Source organism: Pseudomonas sp. MPB03, assembly GCF_046605385.1.
In the GTDB taxonomy this organism is placed as follows: Bacteria; Pseudomonadota; Gammaproteobacteria; order Pseudomonadales; family Pseudomonadaceae; genus Aquipseudomonas; species Aquipseudomonas zanjanensis.
On record NZ_CP176770.1, the window covers coordinates 6,318,863 to 6,339,871 of the forward strand.

Genomic DNA, 21,009 nt, shown 5'->3' on the forward strand with positions numbered 1-21,009 from the left:
GTGGGAGCGAGCTTGCTCGCGATGGCGACAGTCCTTTCAATAAGGATTCAAGCCCTACCCCATCAACCCCCGCATAATCAGGAACAACAGCGAAGGCCCGAGCAAGCACCCAAGGGCGGTATAGAACGCCGCCGTCAGACAGCCATACGGCACCAGCTTCGGATCGGTCGCCGCCAGGCCACCGGCCACGCCACTGGAAGTACCCATGAGCCCGCCGAAGATCACCGCGCTACGCGGGTTGTTGAGGCCGATGTACGGCGCCACGAACGGTGTCGCCACCATCACCAGGATCGCCTTGATCAACCCGGCGGCAATGGACAGGGCCATCACCTCGGAAGTGGCCCCAATCGCCGCCCCGGTCACCGGCCCGACGATGTAGGTCACGGCTCCCGCACCGATGGTGGTCAGGCTCACCGAATCGGTATAACCAAAGGCCATCGCCACGCCAACCCCGGCAATGAACGACGTACCGACCCCGACGAACAAGGCCAGCACTCCAACGAAACCGGCGCGCTTGAGTTCCTCGACACTCACGCCGAATGCCGTGGCGACGATGGCGAAGTCCCGCAGCATGGCGCCGCCCAGCAAGCCAATCCCGGACAGCAGCGGAATGTCCACCACGCCCTTCTGCCCACCGGTCATTGCCCCGCCGATGTAGGAGAGCACCAGTCCCAGCAGGATAGCGATCGCCGAGCCATGCAGGCGTCCCTTGGTGAAGGTATTGCTGATCCAGTAGGACACCCACATGGTGATGCCGACAATGGCAAAACCGCTGATCAGGCCGTAGCCGGTGATGACTTTCATCATGGATTCGTACATGGCAATCACCCGACCGTCTTGACGGAGATGTCGGCCTGAGGCCCTTTGTTGCCAATGCGCACCAGCACCGGTACCAACGCAAAGGCAATCACCACCGCCAGGGTCCCGGCCAGGATCGCCATCGGCCCGCCCTTGAGCGCACCGTAGACGTTTTGCTGTGCCGCCATCGCGACCACGATGGGGATGTAGACCGCGCTCCAGAATTCCACGCCGGCCTCGGATTTGCCCGTGAACAGGCCGCGTTTGTTCAGGTAACTGCCCAGGCCGATCAACAGCAGCATCGCAATGCCGACGCCGCCGACGTTGGCCGGCACGCCAATCAGCTTGCCCAGCAGCTCACCGATGAAAATACCCGCCAGGGTACAAAAGGCCAGGAACGCCACACCGTAAATAATCATTGTCGTAGTCCTCAAAATGCATCGTCGAAGTTGTTGTTTTTGTGCTTCGCCAGCTTGAGTCGGTGGTCTAGGGTTGGCGGTTTCCCTCCTCACGCAACAGCGCTTGCAAGGTATCGAGCCGGGCACCGTCATAAGCCATGACAGAGCCCTGGTCGAACACCCGGCGCGCCAGGGCGGTGAGCACCGCACCGGGCGGCAGTTCGATCTGCAGCCGCACGCCTCGTTCGTAGGCGCTTTGCACCGTGCCGCGCCAATCGACGACGCGGCACATGTTGAAGGCCAGGTCGTCGCGCAAGGCCTCGACCTTGATCACTGGCCGGGCGCGGCTGCCGCTGAGATAGCCCAGGACAGGCGCTTTCAACGGCACCTCGGCAAACGCCTCGGCCAACGTCCGTGCCGGAGCCTCCAGCAACGGGCAATGGGACGGCACGCTTACCGCCAGCCGGCAGGCCTTGCCAGCACCTTGGCGACGGGCTTGCTCAGCGACGAGGTCCATGGCTTCATCGCTGCCGGCAATGACCACTTGGTTATCGGCATTGATATTGGCCAGGTAGACCGGCGTTGTTTCACTGTGCACCTGGGCCAGCAAGGCTTCCACTGCCGCGAGATCCAGGCCGATGATCGCGGTCATGCCGTAGCCTTGGGGATACGCCTGTTGCATCAATTCGCCGCGCAGGCTGACCAGCCGCAGCGCATCCTCGAAGTCCAGCGCCCCGGCAACGACCGCCGCCGGATACGCACCGATGGACAATCCCGCGACGTAGTCCGGCGCAGGTGCCTGTTCCAGCAAGCGACGGGCCGCCGCCACGCCAGCGATCAGCAAGCACAGCTGCACGGCGCGGGTCGATTGCAAGGCTTCAGCGCTGTCCAGCCGCAAGACGTCTTCACCGAGCACAGCACCTGCCTCGTCCAAGATCCACGGCGCCACCCCATGGAGCATGCCCACGCGCTGCGCACCCTGGCCGGGAAAGACGAAGAGGCTGCTCACGCGACCTGCTCCAACGAAGGCTGCCAGGGATCGCTCACCAGCCGGGCCTGAACATCATCCTTGAGCAAGACCCGACGGGACGAGCCCGCCCATTCGCGCAAGGCCACGGCGCCGCAAGGGGTTTGCAACTGCATGTCCACGGCGCATACCGAAGCATCCAGTAGCGCCAGCAACTCCTTGGCCTGGAGACGATCCAGGAACTGCGGTGTGCGCAGAATCAGATCCAGGTCGCTGCGTTCATGCAGTGCCTCGACGCCGGTGGCGAGTTCGAACCCGGCGCTGCCGCTGACACCCCAGGCCCAGCCGCTGGCATCGAGCAGCGGGCGCAGGCGGGCCAGCGTGTGCAGGGCCGGCAGGTCGCGAGTCGACTCGACGTGGCAGAGGTCTTCCGGCCTGACGCAACGGGAAATCGCCGCGACCGACATCGACGTTGCATAACGCTGCTCGCGCAAGCGCCCGCGCACGCCGATCGCGATTCGATCCGGTGCCGTCAGCGAGCGCCGAACCACCACCGGTTGACCGGCGGCCATCGATTCAACCACCCATGCCGGCGCATCCGCAGGCACTTGCTCCGGGGTCATCCCCCAGAGCAGGTCATGGGCCATGTACGTATTCACCACTGCGCGCTCAACAATTGGCGAACCGTGCTGGAGGCCGCCCGATGGGTCGCACCGAGGCGGCTGCTCAAGTCGCGGGGCGCCGCGGCGACATCATTGATCGCATGTTTCAGGCAAGCGGTGACTCGGGCCAGATCACTCGCCGAGGGCTGTTCGATCTGCTCCACCGACAAGGTTTCCCACAGCAATCCCAGGCTGGCAAAGCTGTCGATGTCATAGGCCATCGGCGGCACGCTGGCAGCCAGCGCTTCAAGCTCCTCGACACTGCGCAAGGTCACCCGCGCCGCCGAAGCCTTGCCCATGGCGTGGACCATCACGCCCGGGTCGCGCAGGGCAATCAACCGGTTGGCCTGGTAGCCGTGGGCCAGGAACGCCCCCGACATCGCCTTGCCCACCAGCAAGCCAATCACCGGATGCCCGGCCAACCGGGCGCGGGCGTAACTGTCGGCGGCGCCGGCCAGGGCCTGGTGAATGCCCAGCGCTTCTTCGCGCCGGCCATAGGCCTGGCTCGGTACGTCGACAATGGCGATCAGCGCACGCTTGTTGACCGCATCGCGGTCGGCGTCGATGGCGTCATCCACCGCCTTGGCCAGGCCCCACCCTTCCAGCAAGCCGACTTCGCCATTGCGCGCCCGAGGAAAACGGTTATCGGGATCGGCCACCACCGCCAGCAGGCGCACGGTTTGTTCGCCCAGGCTGACATCGGCGACTTTCAACGAAGCGGGTAAACCTTGCACCGTCCTGGCACCACCACTCAAGGCCTCGAACCAGCGCAAGCCTCTCAACGAATAAGCACTCATGGGCGTTCTCCCTGGTACAGCTGGCGAACCGCTTCCGGTTCGATTTGCACGTCGGTGTCCAAACGGGCCAGGCGTTGCAGGAACAGTTCGGCCTGGCCACTGCGGTGCTGCGCGGGCACGCCCAGGTGCAGCAACTGGCTGACCTGCTGGCGGATCTGCGTTACATCGTCGGCCGCGTAACGGTCCACCAGTCCGGTGGCGAAACGCTGCTCACCGCCGGTCAGGCTCCAGATGAAGGGCCGGTCGCGGGAGTCGTATTCGTCGAGGCCGGCTTCCTGTTCGATCACTTGCGGACCGTTCAGGCCCAGCCGTGCTTCCCGGGTCACCAGCAGATAGCTGCACAGCCCGGCGGCAATGGACATGCCGCCAAAGCAACCGACGCTGCCGGCGACCACACCCACCACTGGCTGGTACTGGCGCAGATCGACTATCGCCGAGTGAATCTCGGCAATCGCCGCAAGCCCGAGGTTGGCTTCCTGCAACCGCACGCCGCCGGTTTCCAGCAGCAACACGGCGCGGGTCGGAATGCCTTTGCGGTTGTCCTGCGCCGCCAATTCCAACGCACCGGCAATTTTCGCCCCGCCGACTTCGCCGAGGCTGCCCCCCTGGAACGCCCCTTCGATAGCGGCGATCACCACGGGCAGGCCATCGAGCATGCCCTTGGCGATCACTACGCCGTCGTCGCTTTGCGGCACCACGCCTTGGCGCAACAGCCACGGTGACATGATCCGCTGGAACGGGTCGAGCAATTCGCGGAACGTACCAGCATCGAGCAAGGCCTTGGCCCGTTGCCGGGCGCCGAGTTCGACGAAGCTGTGCTTGTTGAGCAACGCTGCGCTGTCAGTCATGGCCGATCTCCTCGAAGCCTTGTTCCAGACGCAGGCGCACCACGCCGGGGGTGGCGCCGAAATCATGGATGTCGATGCTCATCGCGGACGGTGTCTGACCGTCGAACATCCGGGCAAACAGATGCCGCCAGCGCTGCTCGCTGCCATTGACCGAGGTCTGCACCTGGATGGTCAGCTTGCCCGCCAGGCCAGGCTCGATGAGCACTTCCAGATCGCCCGAGCCGACACAGCCCACCAGCGCCCGGCCCCGTGGCGGCTGCCCGGCGGGGAATTCAAAGGATAAGGTTTCCATCAGCACACTCCTGGGAAGAAGCCATCGCCGCGCTCGATGCGATCGAGGAACAGGCAGGCGGCGAGCAGGTCGGCAGCGCCGCCGGGCGAGGCGTTCAAGGCAATCAGTTGTTGGTCCAGCGCATGCAATTGGCGACGGCCGCCCAGGCTCGCACTGCCACCGACGTCGAGCACCGCTTTGGCACCCTGCTGCATGGCTTGCAGACCCGCTTCGCCGGCGCGGTAAAGCACGCAGGTGTCGGCCAGTGTTGTCATGATCGCCAGCAAGGCATCCAGGCGAGCGTTCTGCTCGCCCACCCCCGCCGCGCGGCTGCGCTTGAGTTGCGGCAAGCCCAGGCCCGTCACCGCCGGGAACGCCAGTTGCGCTTCTTCCCGGGCGCCGCGCACGCCGTAGCGCTGGGCGACCTGGGCGCCGTGGCTCAAGGGCTGGGGCGCATAACGGTCGGTGAGCAAGGCCAGGCGGGCGGCACGTAGCGTGACGGCGCCCGCGACGTTGGATTCAGGCTCCAGCGCCGCCGCCGCGACGAGCAAGCCCAAGGCCCAGATCGCACCACGATGCGTATTGACGCCGCCCGTGGTAACAAGCATCGCGGCTTCACCTTCTCGGCCGATCCGGCCGAGGGCCTCGCGCAATGGCAAACCGATCTTGCCGCAGTCGAGGGCGGCCTCGGCCATTTCCTTGAAGGCCGGCCACAGCGACAGTGCCGAGGCGTGCATCAGGCCCAGGTGCAGGTCGGTGTGGGCGCCGCTGCCGCGCCGGTCCACCAGGGCCGGTTTGGGTGAGAGGTCGGCTTCGTCGATCAGCGCGTCCACCGCCAGATCGGCCAAACGTTCAGCCAGGGATAACGTCTTGGGTTGCAGATTAAGGGCGCGCATTTACCAGCTCCTGAACTTGGCGGGCGGGTTGTAGAGGCCACCAGACCATTCCACCAGATCGGCCACGCTCTTGGCCGCGAGCAGCTCGCGAGTGGCGTCGGTGCGGCGGATGCCGAGGTCTTCGGGCAAGGCGATCAGCCCTTCGCGGCGCATGCGTGCGGTGTCTTTCGGGTCATGGCGCAGGCCGATGGCAGTGACGCCGGCCACGGCGGCGATCATCGCCTGGCGCTCTTCCAGGGAGCGGGCCTTATACAGATAGGCGATGCCCTCTTCGGTGAGCAGGTGGGTGACGTCATCGCCGTAGATCATGATCGGCGCCAGGGGCATGCCGGCTTTCTTCGCCACGTCCACCGCGTCGAGGGTGTCGACGAAGGTGGGCTTGCCGCCCTCCTGGAACGTCTCGACCATCTGCACCACCAGCTTCTTGCCGCGTTCGAGCAACGGTGCCTCGCCATCGCTGTGGCGCATGTCGAGCCAGGCCGGCGTGCCATGACGGCGACCGCGGGGGTCATGGCCCATGTTCGGCGCACCGCCGAAGCCGGCCAGTCGACCGCGGGTCACCGTGGAGGAGTGGCCGTCGCCGTCCACTTGCAGGGTGGCGCCGATGAACAGGTCCACCGCGTACTGCCCCGCCAGTTGGCAGACCATGCGGTTGGAGCGCAGCGAACCGTCATGGCCGGTGAAGAACACGTCGGGGCGCGCGGCGATGTAATTTTCCATGCCCAACTCGGTGCCGAAGCAATGCACGCTTTCGACCCAGCCGCTCTCGATGGCCGGGATCAGCGTCGGGTGCGGATTGAGGGTCCAGTTGCGGCAGATCTTGCCTTTCAAACCAAGGGATTCGCCGTAGGTCGGCAAGATCAATTCGATGGCGGCGGTGTTGAAACCAATGCCGTGATTGAGGGACTGGACGTTGTGTTTTTCGTAGATCCCACGGATCGCCATCATCGCCATCAGCACATGCACAGGCTTGATATGGCGAGGGTCGCGAGTGAACAACGGTTCGATGTAGAACGGTTTGTCGGCCACCACCACGAAATCCACCCAGGACGCCGGGATATCGACTCGCGGCAAATCGCTGACATCGTCTACCAACTGATTGACCTGGACGATAACGATGCCGTCGCTGAAGGCCGCCGGTTCGATCAGCGCCGGCGTGTCTTCGGTGCTGGGGCCGGTGTAGATATTGCCGGCGCGGTCGGCCATGAAACCGGCCGAGAGCACGACATTGGGAATCAGGTCCACCACCAGCCGGGCATAGAGCTCGATGTAGGTGTGGATCGCGCCGATTTCCAGCAGGCCGTCTTCCAGCAACTGGCTGATGCGCAGGCTCTGGGTACCGGCGAAAGAAAAATCGAGCTTGCGGGCGATGCCGCGTTCGAACAGGTCCAAGTGCTCGGAACGACCGACGCTGGGCATGATCATGTGCAGGTCATGCAGCTTCGAAGGGTCGACTTTCGCCAGGGAGCGGGACAGGAAGTCCGCCTGCTTCTGGTTGTTCCCTTCCAGCACCACACGGTCGCCGGGCAGGATCAACGCCTCCAGCGCCGCGACGATCTTGTCGGTGGGCAGCACCACACCGTCGGCAAGCCCCTTCACCAGCCCGAGACGCCGCTGCTTCTCGCTGCGCCGCCGCGTCCAGCGCGAGTCGGGGGATATTGTTGTTGTCATGACCACTCCACGGGTTCGCTGTCGTGGAGCTCACCTTAGAAGTGTTGTGGCGTGGGCATCAATCAAGCTCAGCGGCGGATCATTACGGTGGGAGTAATGGTTGAATGCCGCAGCGGACAAAGCTTCTGTGGCGAGGGAGCTTGCTCCCGCTCGGCTGCGCAGCAGTCGTCGCTTTTGGGGCCGCTTCGCGGCCCAGCGGGAGCAAGCTCCCTCGCCACGGATATCAAGTCTTGGCCATCAATTGCCGGACCCGTTTGAGCAGTTCCGCAGCGCTCTCAATCAGTTGAGTAAGCAGCGCATCATCTTCATCCATATACCCCTCGTACTCGGCAAGGTTGCGCCGCTCATGGCACAACACGAATAACCGAACCTGTACTTTGCTGACGTCCGCCGTGTGAGTCAGGCATTGGAAGACCAGATAGCGCTTGTCCGAGCGGTAACCATTCAAGCGTAGCGCCGTGAGCGCCAAGGCATGGGCGGCGTTGTATGCCAGGTCGAACCGGCTGGCGAAAGAAAGGGACGTTGTCTGTGCATCCTTCAAGCGATCCGTCGCCGAACGCATCAGGCCCTCACATTCCTGACGATCCGGTGGTTCGGCTTTCAGGCCGCCGCTACGTAACAGGTTTTCCAGGTTTTCTTGCTTGCCCATCCTTGGCTTCCAAAGGGTTCTCACCCAGCAAATTGATCTTGTCCTGTTGCGCTACACGCACCACGAAACTGTTGCCAGCGGCAAATTTCGCGAGCCAGTCCTGGGGGGTGTAGAGCGTTGGGTTTAGCGGGCGGCCCAGTTGTTCTTCCAGAGGCAGGAGCTGCTCCATGACTTCACTGTAGTGCAGGCCTTCGCCGATCAGCATGAGGTCTATGTCACTGGATGTGTTCGCTTGGCCTTTCGCGATGGAGCCATAGACGAACGCCCAGCGCAGTCGTTCTGAAAACGGCGCCAATGCCTGGCGCAACGGTTCGGCGATGCCGATGGTCTTCTGCACGATACCCAACAGTTCAGCGTAAATCGGACAGAGGGGGTTGGCTTGATAATGGGTTTGATTGCCCAGACGAGTCATGGTGAGCACGCCTGATCGTTGCAGGCGCTCCAGCTCGCGCATGAGGCTGCCCTTGCCTATTTGAGCCCAGCGGGCAATTTCATTGGTGTAGAAACTTTGATCTGGCTTACCGAATAGCAAACCCAAGATCCGCTGCTGGGTGGCGGTGAACAAAGCATCGCCGAGAGAGAGATGATTCATGGAAGCAGTCTGTAGTCCCAAAAAGGGAACGATAGGTCCCTTATTGGGACTTTACAAGTCCTGAAGCGTTTATACAGGGGTTCAGTTGCTGACCAGCCCCGCTGCAACCACCAACTCTTCCAACGCCAACAGATCCGGCACTTTCGCCACATGTTCCCCCACTTGCACCGCCGCCTGTTCCAGCCCGCACAGCGGCACGTCGACGTAGCTCAACTGGCTGTCGAGCTTGCAGGAGCGGGGGATGCCTTGCACCAGTAGCGCGATGAAGCGCAGCTCCGGCCGGCCGCCCAGGGCATTGAGCACGACGATGCGCACACGCTCGCCCATCACGGTTTTCTGGCCGCAGGCCGACTCGAAGCTCAGCAGCGGGATTTGCCGTTCGCGCCAGCTTACCCAGCCCAGGAACCACGGCGGGGTGTCCAGATCGAAGGCGCTGCTTTGGTAATCGATCAATTCGGCCACCGCCACGTTGGGCAGGATCAGGTGTCGGTCGGCCAAGGGCAGCAGTAACCCGGTGAGGTGGCTGGTGCGATGTTCATGCATGGGTTTTGCTCCAGTAGGCGATGCTGTCGAGCAGCACCGACTCCTGGTACGGCTTGCCCAGGTAGTCGTTGACGCCAATGGCCATGGCGCGGTCGCGGTGTTTCTGGCCGGTACGGGAGGTGATCATGATGATCGGCAGGTGCGCCAGGCGCGGGTCGTTGCGCACTTGGGTGGCCACTTCGAAACCGTCCATGCGCGGCATTTCGATGTCCAGCAGCATCAGGTCCGGCGCGTGTTCGCCCAGCAACGCCATGGCATCCACGCCGTCCTTGGCGGTCAGGACGTGCATGCCGTGGCGTTCCAGCAGGCGGCTGGTGACCTTGCGCACCGTCACCGAATCATCCACCACCAGCACCAGCAACGGCCGTTGCGGCTCGCCCTCGCCGTCGGCCGGCATCGGGCGGCGTGGAACCTGATGGGGCAAGGCGCGGATCGGCGCCAGCAGGTCGAGGATCAACACCACCCGGCCATCCCCCAGGATCGTCGCCCCGGACAAGCCCTGCACCGTCGCGAATTGCGGCCCCAGGCTCTTGACCACGATCTCCCGGGTCCCGGCGATGGCGTCCACCTGCACGGCGACGTGCCGCTCGTTGCATTGCACCAGCAGCACCGGCAAGGGTTGGCTCTGGCCCAGCAATTTCGGGCGACCGCCGGTTTTCAGCAACTCGCCGAGATAGCACAGCTCATAGCGTTGCCCGGCGTAGGTGTAGGTCGGCGGATCGAGCTGGTAATAGCCGTCCAGTTCGGCCGGCAACACCCGGACCATGCTGTCGATGGCGTTCAGTGGGATCGCGTACTGGTCGTCGTGACAATGCACCATCAACGCCCGGTTCACCGCCACGGTAAACGGCAGGCGAATGCGGAAGTGCACGCCCTGCCCCGGCGTGGAATCAATCGTCATGCTGCCACCCAGTTGCCGCACCTCTTCGTGGACCACGTCCATGCCCACGCCACGCCCGGAGATCTGGGTGATTTTTTCCGCGGTGGAAAATCCCGGTTGCAGGATGAACTGCAGCACGTCGCGGTCACTGATGTCGCTGTCCGGCGCCAGCAGGCCACGCTTGATCGCCTTGCGCCGCACCGCTTCCAGCGGCACGCCGGCGCCGTCGTCGCGGATGTCGAAAATGATGTCGCCGCCTTCCCGGGACAGGTCGAGGCTGATGCGCCCCCGCGCGGGCTTGCCGGCGGCGATGCGCACGTCGGCCGACTCCAGGCCGTGGTCGACGGCGTTGCGCAGCATGTGTTCCAGCGGCGCGGCCATACGTTCCAGGACATTACGGTCCATCTCACCGTCGGCATTGCCGACCACGAATTCAACGTCCTTGCCCAATTCCTGCGCCACTTGCCGGACGATGCGCTTGAGCCGCGGCAACATGCGCTCGAACGGCACCATGCGCGTGCGCATCAGGCCTTCCTGGAGCTCGGTGTTGATCCGCCCCTGCTGTTGCAGCAGGACTTCGGCGTCGTGGTTGCTGCGATCCAGGGTTTCCTTGAGTTCGAGCAAGTCCGACGCGGACTCGAACAGCGCCCGGGACAGTTGCTGCAACTGGGAATGCCGGTCCATTTCCAGCGGGTCGAATTCTTCGTAGCCCAGGCGCTCGGCCTCCACCTGCTGGCGGCTGAGAATCCGCCCCTGGGTCTCGGTGTCCAGGCGCCGCAACTGGTCGCGCATGCGCTCGATGGTGGTTTCCATTTCGCCCAGGGCCACGCGCGCGTCGTTGACTTGCTGTTCGATGCGCCCACGGAAAATCGACGTTTCGCCCGCCAGGTTCACCAGGTCGTCGAGCAGTTCGGCAGAGACCTTGACCATGTCCGCACCGTCGCCCGCTGCGCCAGGGTCCGGTCTTGCCGGCGCCGTGGGAAGACTTACGCTAGCGGTGGGGACCGGCTCCGGTGCCGAAACAGCCTGTGGCGCCGCGCTTTCCTGGGGATGATTCACCGCCTGGATCTGCGCGATCAGCCGGTCGGCCAGTGGGCACGGGTGACCGGCGCGCACCGCATCGAGCATCTGCGCCAGTCGGTCATGGCTGCTTTGCAACAAGGCAAACAGCGCCGGGGTCGGCTGGAGCAGGCCCGCCGACAGGCCTTCGTAGAGGTTTTCCAGCTCGTGGGCGAGGTCGCCGATGGGGCCGATTTCCACCATCCGCGCGCCGCCCTTGAGGGTGTGCAAATCCCGCAGCAGGGTTTCCACGGCCTGGCGGTTCGACGGTTCTTCCTGCCAGCGCAGCAGCGCCGCGCCTGAGCTGTCGAGGATGTCGAAGCCTTCTTCAAGGAAGATTTCCAGCAACTCGGGATCATGGCCGGTGCCGTCGGCCTGGGCCGCGGCGCTCGTCTCGATGGCGTTCGGCTTGTCCTGGCGAAACCTGCGGATGGCGTCGATCAGCGCAACGGGATCGCCCAACGGCTGGCCCTGTTGCAACTGCCCAAGCAACAGGTCGAGGCGTTCGTGGCTGTTATCGAGCAACTGCGCCAGTTCCTCGCTGTAGCTGTAGCGCCGGTCCACCAGCCCTTCGTAAAGGCTTTCCAGCTCCTGGGCCAGGTCGCTCACCGGCCGGATGTCGGCCATCCGCGCGCCACCCTTGAGTGTGTGCAAGTCACGTTGCAGCGAGGACAACGGCGCGCCATTGTCCGGATCGGCCAACCAGCGTTGCAAGGCCTGGGCGGCGCTTTCGAGAATGTCCTGGGCTTCTTCGAGGAAAATCGACGCAAGGTCATCTTCCATCGAGGTCTCGGCGGGCGCGTCACGTTCCATTTCCGCCGTCGCGTGGCCCAGCTCGCGGATGCTCAAGGTGCGGCTGCCGTCGCTGCGGATCAGGCCGGTAGCCGAAGGGTCGAGGCTCTCCTGAAGCAAGCGACGCAAGGCCTGCACCCGCTCGGGTTGCGGACGCACGTGCTGCCCGGCCGCCAGCTCATCGAGCATGTCGATCAGCGCTTCATGGGCGCGCTGCGCTTGCTGGAAAAATTCATCGCTGACCGCCAGGCTGCTTTCTTCCACCGCGCCGTAGAGGTCCAGCAGAGCTTCGCAGAGTTCGTCCACCGGGTGCAGGTCGGCCAGGTGCGCGCCTTCGCCGAGGGTGGTCAGTTCATCCAGCAGCGCACTCAATTCCTGGCCTTCGCCAGGGTGCTGCTGCCAGCGCTGCAAGAGGCTCTCGGCGTCCAGCAAGATGTCCATGCCCTGGGCAAGGAAATTATTGATCAATTGTGGGTCGCGCTTGGTCCTCAGGGCTTTGCCCGGCGCACTGTTGGCGGCGTGCAGGCGCTCGGCCAGCAGCGCCTGGGCGCGCTGGATCAGGTCCCCGGCGCCGGGGATCGGCGTCAGCGGTTCGCTGTGCAACCGGCGCAGGCCCAGGCGCAGCAGTCCCTCTGCCTCCAGCAGCAACTCCACCTCATCCAGGTCGAGGGCGATCAGGTGCGCCCGGTATTCCCGGGCCAGCTCATCCATCGCACCGGCCAGCTCGGCGATGGGCAGCACGCCGGCCATGGACGCACTGCCCTTGAGGGTGTGCAAGGCCCGCTGCAATTCATCGCTGGCCTGCAACGGCAGGTGGTCGGCCGCCTGGTCGAGAAAACGATTGAGACTGGCGAGGTGGCCCTGGGCTTCGTTGTCGAAGATCTTCAACAGCAGCGGATCGAGAGCGGCTACATCCTGCTCGTCGTCATCGTCTTCATCGCCGCCCTTGGCCAGGCCATGGGCGCGGGCGGCCAGGCGGTCGACGTCGTCACGCTGGCGCTGGCGATTGGCGGCGAATTCGGCCACCAGGTCCGGCAACAATTGCACGGTATCTTCGATCAGCTGACGGACCGACGCCCCCGGCTCGACGCTGCGCTCCAGCACCCGGTTGAGCAGGTTTTCCACGGCCCAGGCCAGCTCGCCCAGCACCAGCGCCCGCACCATCCGGCCGCTGCCTTTCAAGGTATGGAACGCCCGGCGCAGTTCGCCCAGGGCAACAGCATCGTCGGGATGCGCGTCCCAGCGCGGCAGGTACTCACGCAGAACGTCGAGCACCTCGGCGGTTTCCTCGAGGAAGACCTCGCGCAATTCGTCGTCCACCGGGCTTTCGTCCAGTGGTGGCGGCAACAGGCTGCCCGGGGTGCTCCGGGCCGGCGGATTGACCGCCGAGACCGGGCTGGCCAGCACCTCGGCCAAGGACTGCACGGTCTGCGGGTCGTCCAGCTCCTGCAAATCCTGCATGACCTGGGCTTCGTTGGGGCTCAACACATCATCGAGCACCGGCACCCGCGCTTCGTCAGGGTAATAGCCGAGCGCGGCCAGGCTCCGCTCGACCCCATCGAGCAACGGCTCGCCAGGGGTTTCCGGGTCTTCGCTCAAGCGCTCCAGGTAGTATTCCAGGCCGGTGATCACGTCGGCCAGGTGGTCGAGTTCTTCCCACCCCGGCTGGGCCTGCTCCAGCAGCAGGTGGTCGCGGATGAACGCGTTGCAGGCCTCCACCAGGCTGGCGGCGCGGCCCAGGGGGATCATCGCCAGCGCGCCGCGCACCTGGGTCAGCAGTGCCGGCAAGGGCTGAAGTTGCTCGCTGTTCCAGTCCGCGTCGATGTAGTCGACGATCATGTCCTTGGCCTGTTGCAGGCAGGTGTGGGCTTCCTTGATGACGATCTGGTGGATCTGGGTCAGGTCGGTGGTGGGCAGGTGCGTGTCTTCGCGGCTCTCGGGCTCGACGGTGCCGACCATGCCGGCCAGGGTCGCCTCGACGTAGAGCAAGGCCCCGGCAACGTCCATGAGGGTCGCGTCATCCGGCGCGCGCTGGCCTTGGGCAAGGCTCAGGACCACCGCCAGTTGATCGATGATGACCTTGCGCGGCTGGCCGAAGCCCAGCACCGCCAGGGTGTCGGCGATCTGCCGCAGCGGCGCCAGCAGGCTGTCCAGTTCCGAGGCGTGCTGGCGGTCGCTGCGTACGAACAAGTCCAGGCGCTCCTTGACCCGCACCAACTCCTCGCACAGCGCGGCGAGCACCGAGCGCATGGCATCGCGGTCGGGCCCGGCCAGGCGCGCGCGTTCTTCGTCGACCATGGCGCTGTCGGGCAGCGCGTCGTCCAGTGAGTAGCGTTCTTTCATGATCTGCATCTGCCCGCTGGGATGTTCGGCCTTGGCAATATAGAACAACAAGCTCTTGAGCAGGTGCGGCGGTGCCGGCTGATTGATGCCGGGCATGCCTTGGTCCAGCAGGCGCTTGAGTTCCTTGTCGGCTTCCTTGAACAGGCTGCGCAGCGCTGGGCTGTTGGCGATGCGCCCGTCACGCATGCCTTCGACCAGCGCCGAGGCCACCTGCCATAACGCATTGAGCGGCGCGCCGGCGCACAAGGTTTCCAGGCGCTGGAAGACTTTGGCCAGGTAACCGAGGTGGGTCGCGTCGTCCTGTTCGCGCAGCAGGCCCACCAGGGCCATTTGCAGGGTCTGGCGCCATTTGCGCAAGGTGTTTGGCAGGTCGGCGGGCTCAAGGCGCTGCAAGGCCTCGTCGTCAAGCGGCGCAATATCGGGCAGTTCAGGGCTGAACAGGCTGGTTTCCGACAGCAGGCTCTCGCCCCGGGCACTGCGCAGGTCGTTGAGCAAGGGCAGTACCACCAACGGCAGGTCACGGCGGGCACCTTGTACGCGCTCAAGGTAGATCGGCAACTGCCCCAGGGCCTGGCTCAACAGGCTGATGGCTTCGTCGCGATGGGTGACGCGGTTGTCCTCGAGGGCGGCGCACAGCTGCTCCATCTCCTCGGCCAGCAGCGCCGCGCCGTAGAACTCGACCATCTGCAGGCCGCCGTGGACCTGGTGAATGCAGGCCAGGCACTGCCCGAGGGCATCCGCCGCCTGGGGATCGTCCACCAGGCGGTTGAGGGCCAGATGAGCCTGCTTCAGCGTTTCGGCAATCTCGCCCTTGACCCATTCCAGGGCCACGTAGTCGTGCCGATCACCCATAACCACTCCAAATCAACAGTCATATGCCGAGGGCAAAAATAAAACCCTGTGGCGAGGGAGCTTGCTCCCGCTTGAGTGCGCAGCGCTCACAAAATCTTTGGGGCGGCTGCGCCCCCAGCGGGAGCAAGCTCCCTCGCCACAAAAGCTTCCTCGCCACATGCCCCTTCTCAATATGCAGATCCGGCCAGTCACACCTTGTCCTCATCCGCCACAGGCGTCGCCGGCAAGGTAAACCCCGACACCGAACGGCGCAGTTGGCTGGCCATTTTCGCCAGGTTGCCGATGCTTTCGGCAGTGGCGGTGGAGCCCGACGAAGTCTGCGTGGTGATCTGCTGGATCACGTTCATGGTCAAGGAAATCTGCCCCGCCGAGGTGGTCTGTTGCTGCGCCGCGTTGGAGATGCTCTGGATCAGCGCCGCCAGGGTCTTGGACACGCCTTCGATTTCTTCCAGGGCGACGCCGGCATCCTGGGCCAGTCGCGCGCCGCGCACCACTTCGGTGGTGGTCTGCTCCATGGAAATCACCGCTTCGTTGGTGTCGGCCTGGATCGCTCGCACCAGGGTCTCGATTTGCCGGGTCGCCGCCGAAGAACGCTCGGCCAGGCGCTGCACTTCATCGGCCACCACCGCGAACCCGCGCCCGGCATCGCCGGCCATGGACGCCTGGATGGCGGCGTTGAGGGCGAGGATGTTGGTCTGGTCGGCGATGTCGTCGATCAGGCTGACAATGTCGCCGATTTCCTGGGACGACTCCCCTAGGCGCTTGATGCGCTTGGCGGTGTCCTGGATCTGTTCGCGAATGTTGTCCATGCCATGAATGGTGTTGTGCACCACCTCGTTGCCCTTGTTGGCGATTTCCACCGAGCGCTCGGCCACCGCCGACGATTCGGCGGCATTGGCTGACACTTGGTCGATGGATTGGGCCATTTCATTAATTGAAGTCGAAGCTTCGGAAATTTGCTGGGCCTGGTGTTCGGAAGCCTGGGCCAGGTGCATCGCCGTGGCCTGGGTTTCCTGCACGGCGGCGGCAACCTGGCCGGCCGTGAGGTTGATGGTCGCAACCAGGTCGCGCAGTTGGTCCACCGAGTAGTTGATGGAGTCGGCGATGGTGCCGGTGAAGTCCTCGGTGACCGAGGCCGTGACGGTCAGGTCGCCGTCGGCCAGGTCTTCGATTTCATCCAGCAGCCGCATGATCGCGTTCTGGTTGCGCTCGTTCTTTTCCGCGGTTTCGTGGAGCTGACGGTTGGTCTCGCGGACCATCACCAGCCCGATCAGGATGATCGACATCAGCGCCATCAGCCCCAGCACATAACCGCCAATGGTGTTGACGGAGCGCCCGCCGGCCAGGTTTTCGAAGGCCGTGGCCAGGTGCGAAGCCTCGTCGAGCAGGGTCTGCGACAGGTTGAAGATGTTGCCGGCCGACTCGCGGACCTTGAACAGCTCCGGCGAGGTCTCGAGGATTTCATCCACCGAGCCGGAGACAAACTCGAACAGCTCGCTGATTTCACTCAGGCGTGCCCGGGCATCGCGGTCCTGGACCTGGGAGATCTTCAAGGCCGGATCACCTTGCAACATGCCATTGAGCACCTGGCCAAAACGCGCTGCGTCGCGACCAAAGGTGTCAGCCGCCTGGCTGGCATTTTCGTCCCCCGCCAGCACGGTATTCACCGCGCCGAGAATCCGTTCGGCCAGCAGCGATTGGCGCTGGGCCATGGCCACCTGGGCAGCCGGCGCGCCACGTTGCAGCAGGATCTCGACGACTTTTTCGTACTCGACCTGCAACTGCGGCACGGTTTCGGCCAGGGTGGCCGCCACCTGGTGCAGCGACAGCACGGTCTGCTCGCTGGAGAGGATGGCATCGGTGTTCTTGAGCAGGCGTTCCCAATCCAACTGCACGGCGCGCATCTGCGGGCGCAGGGTCGCGGGCGCAGGCGGCAGGCCGGTCACCGGATCGCCCTGCTTCAGGTAGCCCCAGCGCTGGGCGAAATCATTGCGCGCATCGCTCAGCAGCTTGAACGCCGCGGGCTTGCCGGCGGCCGCCTCGGTGGCGTTCTTGGCGATGCGCTGGGACAGCACCCGCAGCTCACCGGCATGGCCGATGTACTGTTTGTCATAGGTGGATTGAGTGTTGAGGTAAGCGAAGTTGGCGAACAGCAGCATGATGAAGACGATCAGCGCGACGAACAGCACGATGATCTGCGAACGACTGCGCGACGCTTCCAGTGGCTTGCCTGTTTTTGCTTTGATCATCGATTTTCGCCTGCCCAAGACCCCAACCCGCCGCCGTCCCAATGTGGGAGCGAGCTTGCTCGCGATGGCGCCAGCACAATCAACATTGATGCAAGCTGTACCGCTGCTATCGCGAGCAAGCTCGCTCCCACAGGGGCCGCACTACGGCTTGTCAAATCGCCACATCCATGAACCCCGGCGACCGCGCCAGGGCAAACGGGCTGAACACCTGCCACTCTCGCTCGCCGCCGAACCGGCCCTTGACGAAGGCCGCTTCCGGGCCGTCGTGGTCGTCCACCAGCGTCGGTTCCAGGCTGTCCTGGGCAAAGTGCTGCAGCCCCAGGACTTCGTCCACCAGCAACCCGGCGAACACCTCGTCGTGGTCCACCACCAGCACGCGCCGCTGCTTGCGTACGGTGGACAGTTCGTGGCCGAAAAACCCGCACAAGTCCATCAACGGCAACAAGCGCCCACGCAGGTTGGCCACGCCACGCACCCACGGCTTGACCCCGGGCAAAGGCGTATGACGTGGCTCGTGCAGCACTTCGCTGACTTCGCCCATCGGCGCCACGTACCAGTGCTCGCCCAGGCGAAAGCCGATGCCGCTCCAACCGGCGCGGTGGGTCGGCTGGGAGGGCAGGTCCGCCCCCAGCAGCCGGCAACGCCGGTCGATCTGCAGCAGCAGTTCGAAGGCCGTCAGGGACTGGCTCATGGCCGCGCCGTCAACCCGCCAATACTTTGTTCAGGGTCGCGATCAGGGTTTCTTCGTCCACCGGCTTGGTCAGGTAGTCCTTCGCGCCCTGGCGCGTCCCCCAGACCTTGTCGGTGTCCTGATCCTTGGTGGTGATGATGATCACGGGGATATGGCCGGTGTCCGGGTCCTTGGTCAACTGGCGCGTGGCCTGGAAACCATTGAGGCCGGGCATGACGATGTCCATCAGCACCGCATCGGGTTTTTCCTGGCGGGCCAGGGCCACGCCATCGGCGCCGTTCTCGGCCTTCAGAACCTCATGGCCGTGCTTTTCCAGCATGCCGGTCAGTTTGTACATTTCAGTCGGCGAATCATCGACGATCAGAACTCGTGCCATGGTGTTCCCCATTTTTCTTGTTGACCCCGGGCCCGTTGGCCGAGTGTCATTAATGTGCCTGGTGCGGCTGGACAGCGGCAAAGCCCGGGACATGGGCCTGTATCGCCCCCAGCAGTTCTTCCTTGCTGAACGGCTTGGTCAAAAACTGATCGGAACCGACGATGCGCCCCTTGGCCTTGTCGAACAACCCGTCCCGGGACGACAGCATGATCACCGGCGTGGCCTTGAACGCGCTGTTGTTCTTGATCAGGGCACAGGTCTGGTAGCCATCGAGGCGCGGCATCATGATGTCGACAAAAATGATGCCCGGATGATGGTCGGCGATCTTGGCCAGGGCATCGAAACCGTCGATGGCCGTGATCACCTCGCAGCCCACGTTGCGCAGCAAGGTTTCGGCGGTGCGGCGGATGGTCTTCGAGTCGTCGATGACCATGACCTTCAAGGCGCTGGGTTGCTGCTGCGTGAGATGCTCTGCCATTGCCACTGCGGACCGATTTTTAACGCGTAAGTGTGAACGACAGCGCAAACCCTTGATGTTCAAGGCCCGCACGTCACATGGCAGCCTTTTTAGCACAGTCTCCATCGCCGATCTATCGGCCGCTCGGCGCGGTGGTTTTTCCTTGACCGCCAATCTTCCGGGCGCCACTCTGACGCCACTTTTTCGCACCAATATGTGCCCATCACATTTCGAGGAACCAAGCCATGAGCGTACGCGTCGGCATTGTCATGGACCCTATCGCCAGCATTTCCTATAAAAAGGATAGCTCGCTGGCCATGCTGCTGGCCGCTCAGAAGCGCGGCTGGGAACTGTTCTACATGGAACAGCGCGACCTCTACCAGGCCGAAGGCCAGGCGCGAGCGCGGATGAAACCGCTGAAAGTCTTCGCCAACCCCGAGGAGTGGTTTGAGCTGGGCACCGAGAGCGACGCGCTGCTCAGCGACCTGGACGTGATCCTGATGCGCAAGGATCCGCCGTTCGACATGGAGTTCGTGTACTCCACCTACCTGCTGGAACAGGCTGAAAACGCTGGCGTGCTGGTGGTCAACAAGCCCCAGAGCCTGCGCGACTGCAACGAAAAGCTGTTCGCCACGCTGTTCCCGCAATGCACGCCGCCGACCATCGTCAGCCGTCGCCCGGACGTGTTGCGCGCATTTGCCGACCATCACGGCGACGTGATCCTCAAGCCCCTGGACGGCATGGGCGGTTCCTCGATCTTCCGGCACACCGCCGGCCACCCGAACCTGTCGGTGATCCTGGAAACCCTGACTTTGCACGGCCAGCAACAGATCATGATCCAGGGCTACCTGCCGGCCATCGTCGATGGCGACAAGCGCATCCTGATGATTGACGGCGAACCGGTGGACTATTGCCTGGCGCGCATTCCGGCAGCCGGCGAAACCCGCGGCAACCTGGCAGCCGGTGGCCGTGGCGAGGCGCGACCGCTGACCGAGAAGGACCGCTGGATCGCCGCCCAGGTCGGCCCGACCCTGCGTGAAAAAGGCCTGCTGTTCGTGGGCCTGGACGTGATCGGCGAGCACCTGACGGAAATCAACGTCACCAGCCCGACGTGCATTCGCGAGATCGACAACGCCTTTGGCACGGACATCGGCGGCATGTTGATGGATGCCATCGATCAGAAGCTCAAGGCTCGTTGATCCAGATCTGCTGAAGGAAACCCACATTGCGTTATCATGCCCGGCCTGAAAAAAACGCGATGTTGGTTTCCTTGTCATGACACTCCCGTCCGATCTGCCCCAAGAGCTCGCCCATCGTGGCGTGCGCCCGGCTGATCGCCTCGGTTTTACCCTGTTCCTGGCGGCATTGATCCATCTGGCCTTGCTGCTGGGCGTCGGTTTCGCCACGGTCGAGCCCAAGCAGATCAGCCAGACCCTGGAAATTACCCTGGCCACCTTCAAGAGCGAGGCCAAGCCCGAGAAGGCCGATTTCCTTGCCCAGGAAAACCAGCAAGGCAGCGGCACCCTGGAAAAAAAGGCGACCCCCAAGACCACCGAAATCGCGCCGTTCCAGGACAGCACGGTACAGAAAGTCACCCCGCCGCCGGCGGCCAAGCCCGAAGTACGGGAAACAGCGCCCAAGGCAGCCGTGACCACCGTGGCGCCGAAGCCGAAAAAAGCCCCGGTCAAGGAAGAGGTCAAGCCCGATCCCAAGCCCCAGGCCCCGGTGCCCACCTTCGACAGCTCCCAGCTGTCCAGCGATATCGCCAGCCTGGAAGCCGAACTGGCCCAGGAGCAACAGCTCTACGCCAAGCGCCCGCGCATCCACCGCCTGAGCGCCGCCTCGACCATGCGCGACAAGGGTGCCTGGTACAAGGACGAGTGGCGCAAGAAGGTCGAGCGCATCGGCAACCTCAACTACCCCGACGAGGCCCGGCGCAAACAGATCTACGGCAACCTGCGGCTCATGGTCTCGATCAACCGCGACGGCTCGTTGTATGAAGTGCTGGTGCTCGAATCCTCCGGCCAACCGCTGCTGGACCAGGCAGCCCAGCGGATCGTGCGCCTGGCCGCACCGTTCGCACCGTTTACCGGGGACCTGTCGGACATCGACCGGCTGGAAATCATCCGCACCTGGAAGTTCGCCCGGGGTGATCGGCTTTCCAGTAACTGAGCCTGATCGATGCCTGAACCCGCCGCAGATCCCTTGTGGGAGCGAG

19 protein-coding genes are annotated in these 21,009 nt (G+C 64.1%); 2 read left to right on the top strand and 17 right to left on the bottom strand.

Going from position 1 to position 21,009, the window contains the following annotated elements; genetic code table 11:
* Positions 1–54: 54 nt before the first annotated feature.
* From madM to ACLH0I_RS27680, 17 genes are all read right to left on the bottom strand, one after another.
* Entirely contained in the window at positions 55–819 is a 765-nt protein-coding gene (gene madM / locus ACLH0I_RS27600) for a malonate transporter subunit MadM (RefSeq protein ID WP_186729218.1), read from the bottom strand.
* A gap of 5 nt (positions 820–824) precedes the next feature.
* On the bottom strand, positions 825–1,217 hold the full coding sequence (madL, locus tag ACLH0I_RS27605) for a malonate transporter subunit MadL (protein ID WP_250963782.1): 393 nt from the start codon (positions 1,215–1,217) through the stop codon (positions 825–827).
* A gap of 67 nt (positions 1,218–1,284) precedes the next feature.
* On the bottom strand, positions 1,285–2,205 hold the full coding sequence (gene mdcH / locus ACLH0I_RS27610; protein ID WP_411385868.1) for a malonate decarboxylase subunit epsilon: 921 nt from the start codon (positions 2,203–2,205) through the stop codon (positions 1,285–1,287).
* Positions 2,202–2,822 carry a malonate decarboxylase holo-ACP synthase gene (locus ACLH0I_RS27615; RefSeq protein ID WP_250963780.1) on the bottom strand — a complete coding sequence of 207 codons (621 nt, stop codon included), beginning with the start codon at positions 2,820–2,822 and terminating at the stop codon, positions 2,202–2,204. The genes mdcH and ACLH0I_RS27615 overlap by 4 nt, the downstream gene beginning before the upstream one ends.
* Entirely contained in the window at positions 2,819–3,622 is an 804-nt protein-coding gene (gene mdcE / locus ACLH0I_RS27620; RefSeq protein WP_250963779.1) for a biotin-independent malonate decarboxylase subunit gamma, read from the bottom strand. Before mdcE ends, ACLH0I_RS27615 begins: the two co-directional genes overlap by 4 nt.
* Positions 3,619–4,470 (bottom strand): biotin-independent malonate decarboxylase subunit beta, encoded by an 852-nt coding sequence (locus ACLH0I_RS27625; protein ID WP_411385869.1) that lies wholly within the window; start codon positions 4,468–4,470, stop codon positions 3,619–3,621. Before ACLH0I_RS27625 ends, mdcE begins: the two co-directional genes overlap by 4 nt.
* Positions 4,463–4,762 (bottom strand): malonate decarboxylase subunit delta, encoded by a 300-nt coding sequence (locus ACLH0I_RS27630; RefSeq protein WP_411385870.1) that lies wholly within the window; start codon positions 4,760–4,762, stop codon positions 4,463–4,465. The genes ACLH0I_RS27625 and ACLH0I_RS27630 overlap by 8 nt, the downstream gene beginning before the upstream one ends.
* Entirely contained in the window at positions 4,762–5,637 is an 876-nt protein-coding gene (locus tag ACLH0I_RS27635; protein ID WP_411385871.1) for a triphosphoribosyl-dephospho-CoA synthase, read from the bottom strand. Before ACLH0I_RS27635 ends, ACLH0I_RS27630 begins: the two co-directional genes overlap by 1 nt.
* The gene (gene mdcA / locus ACLH0I_RS27640) at positions 5,638–7,308 is read right to left on the bottom strand and encodes a malonate decarboxylase subunit alpha (protein ID WP_411385872.1); all 1,671 of its coding nucleotides are present in this window, start codon (positions 7,306–7,308) and stop codon (positions 5,638–5,640) included.
* Positions 7,309–7,531: 223 nt separating this feature from the next.
* Positions 7,532–7,957 carry a hypothetical protein gene (locus tag ACLH0I_RS27645; protein WP_053188902.1) on the bottom strand — a complete coding sequence of 142 codons (426 nt, stop codon included), beginning with the start codon at positions 7,955–7,957 and terminating at the stop codon, positions 7,532–7,534.
* Positions 7,920–8,549, bottom strand: coding sequence for a nucleotidyltransferase domain-containing protein (locus ACLH0I_RS27650; RefSeq protein WP_053188905.1), 630 nt, complete (start codon positions 8,547–8,549; stop codon positions 7,920–7,922). Before ACLH0I_RS27650 ends, ACLH0I_RS27645 begins: the two co-directional genes overlap by 38 nt.
* 81 nt (positions 8,550–8,630) lie before the next feature.
* Positions 8,631–9,092, bottom strand: coding sequence for a chemotaxis protein CheW (locus tag ACLH0I_RS27655; RefSeq protein WP_411385873.1), 462 nt, complete (start codon positions 9,090–9,092; stop codon positions 8,631–8,633).
* On the bottom strand, positions 9,085–15,018 hold the full coding sequence (locus ACLH0I_RS27660; RefSeq protein ID WP_411385874.1) for an Hpt domain-containing protein: 5,934 nt from the start codon (positions 15,016–15,018) through the stop codon (positions 9,085–9,087). Before ACLH0I_RS27660 ends, ACLH0I_RS27655 begins: the two co-directional genes overlap by 8 nt.
* Positions 15,019–15,206: 188 nt before the next feature.
* Positions 15,207–17,267 carry a methyl-accepting chemotaxis protein gene (locus ACLH0I_RS27665; RefSeq protein ID WP_411385875.1) on the bottom strand — a complete coding sequence of 687 codons (2,061 nt, stop codon included), beginning with the start codon at positions 17,265–17,267 and terminating at the stop codon, positions 15,207–15,209.
* A 151-nt stretch (positions 17,268–17,418) separates the two neighbouring features.
* A complete protein-coding gene (locus ACLH0I_RS27670; protein WP_411385876.1) occupies positions 17,419–17,958 on the bottom strand; it encodes a chemotaxis protein CheW in 540 nt (179 codons plus the stop codon).
* A gap of 10 nt (positions 17,959–17,968) precedes the next feature.
* A complete protein-coding gene (pilH, locus tag ACLH0I_RS27675) occupies positions 17,969–18,334 on the bottom strand; it encodes a twitching motility response regulator PilH (RefSeq protein ID WP_018609535.1) in 366 nt (121 codons plus the stop codon).
* Between the two features lie 49 nt (positions 18,335–18,383).
* Positions 18,384–18,812: a PleD family two-component system response regulator gene (locus ACLH0I_RS27680; protein WP_092170757.1), complete on the bottom strand. Its 429-nt coding sequence runs from the start codon at positions 18,810–18,812 to the stop codon at positions 18,384–18,386.
* Positions 18,813–19,036: 224 nt separating this feature from the next.
* Here ACLH0I_RS27680 and gshB point away from each other — a divergent pair, with 224 nt between their 5' ends.
* Both gshB and ACLH0I_RS27690 read left to right on the top strand, forming a co-directional pair.
* Complete coding sequence (gene gshB / locus ACLH0I_RS27685) at positions 19,037–19,990, top strand: glutathione synthase (protein WP_411385877.1); 954 nt, start codon at positions 19,037–19,039, stop codon at positions 19,988–19,990.
* Positions 19,991–20,066: 76 nt separating this feature from the next.
* Positions 20,067–20,963: an energy transducer TonB gene (locus tag ACLH0I_RS27690; RefSeq protein WP_186710359.1), complete on the top strand. Its 897-nt coding sequence runs from the start codon at positions 20,067–20,069 to the stop codon at positions 20,961–20,963.
* The last annotated feature ends 46 nt before the right edge of the window (positions 20,964–21,009 follow it).

Coding starts and splice junctions, on each gene's coding strand:
- gshB (WP_411385877.1), top strand. CDS start 19,037: ATGAGCGTACGCGTCGGCATTGTCATGGACCCTATCGCCAGCATTTCC.
- ACLH0I_RS27655 (WP_411385873.1), bottom strand. CDS start 9,092: ATGCATGAACATCGCACCAGCCACCTCACCGGGTTACTGCTGCCCTTG.
- ACLH0I_RS27625 (WP_411385869.1), bottom strand. CDS start 4,470: ATGACTGACAGCGCAGCGTTGCTCAACAAGCACAGCTTCGTCGAACTC.
- madM (WP_186729218.1), bottom strand. CDS start 819: ATGTACGAATCCATGATGAAAGTCATCACCGGCTACGGCCTGATCAGC.
- ACLH0I_RS27635 (WP_411385871.1), bottom strand. CDS start 5,637: ATGCGCGCCCTTAATCTGCAACCCAAGACGTTATCCCTGGCTGAACGT.
- pilH (WP_018609535.1), bottom strand. CDS start 18,334: ATGGCACGAGTTCTGATCGTCGATGATTCGCCGACTGAAATGTACAAA.
- ACLH0I_RS27690 (WP_186710359.1), top strand. CDS start 20,067: ATGACACTCCCGTCCGATCTGCCCCAAGAGCTCGCCCATCGTGGCGTG.
- madL (WP_250963782.1), bottom strand. CDS start 1,217: ATGATTATTTACGGTGTGGCGTTCCTGGCCTTTTGTACCCTGGCGGGT.
- ACLH0I_RS27645 (WP_053188902.1), bottom strand. CDS start 7,957: ATGGGCAAGCAAGAAAACCTGGAAAACCTGTTACGTAGCGGCGGCCTG.
- ACLH0I_RS27650 (WP_053188905.1), bottom strand. CDS start 8,549: ATGAATCATCTCTCTCTCGGCGATGCTTTGTTCACCGCCACCCAGCAG.
- ACLH0I_RS27680 (WP_092170757.1), bottom strand. CDS start 18,812: ATGGCAGAGCATCTCACGCAGCAGCAACCCAGCGCCTTGAAGGTCATG.
- mdcE (WP_250963779.1), bottom strand. CDS start 3,622: ATGAGTGCTTATTCGTTGAGAGGCTTGCGCTGGTTCGAGGCCTTGAGT.
- ACLH0I_RS27670 (WP_411385876.1), bottom strand. CDS start 17,958: ATGAGCCAGTCCCTGACGGCCTTCGAACTGCTGCTGCAGATCGACCGG.
- ACLH0I_RS27660 (WP_411385874.1), bottom strand. CDS start 15,018: ATGGGTGATCGGCACGACTACGTGGCCCTGGAATGGGTCAAGGGCGAG.
- ACLH0I_RS27665 (WP_411385875.1), bottom strand. CDS start 17,267: ATGATCAAAGCAAAAACAGGCAAGCCACTGGAAGCGTCGCGCAGTCGT.
- ACLH0I_RS27630 (WP_411385870.1), bottom strand. CDS start 4,762: ATGGAAACCTTATCCTTTGAATTCCCCGCCGGGCAGCCGCCACGGGGC.
- mdcA (WP_411385872.1), bottom strand. CDS start 7,308: ATGACAACAACAATATCCCCCGACTCGCGCTGGACGCGGCGGCGCAGC.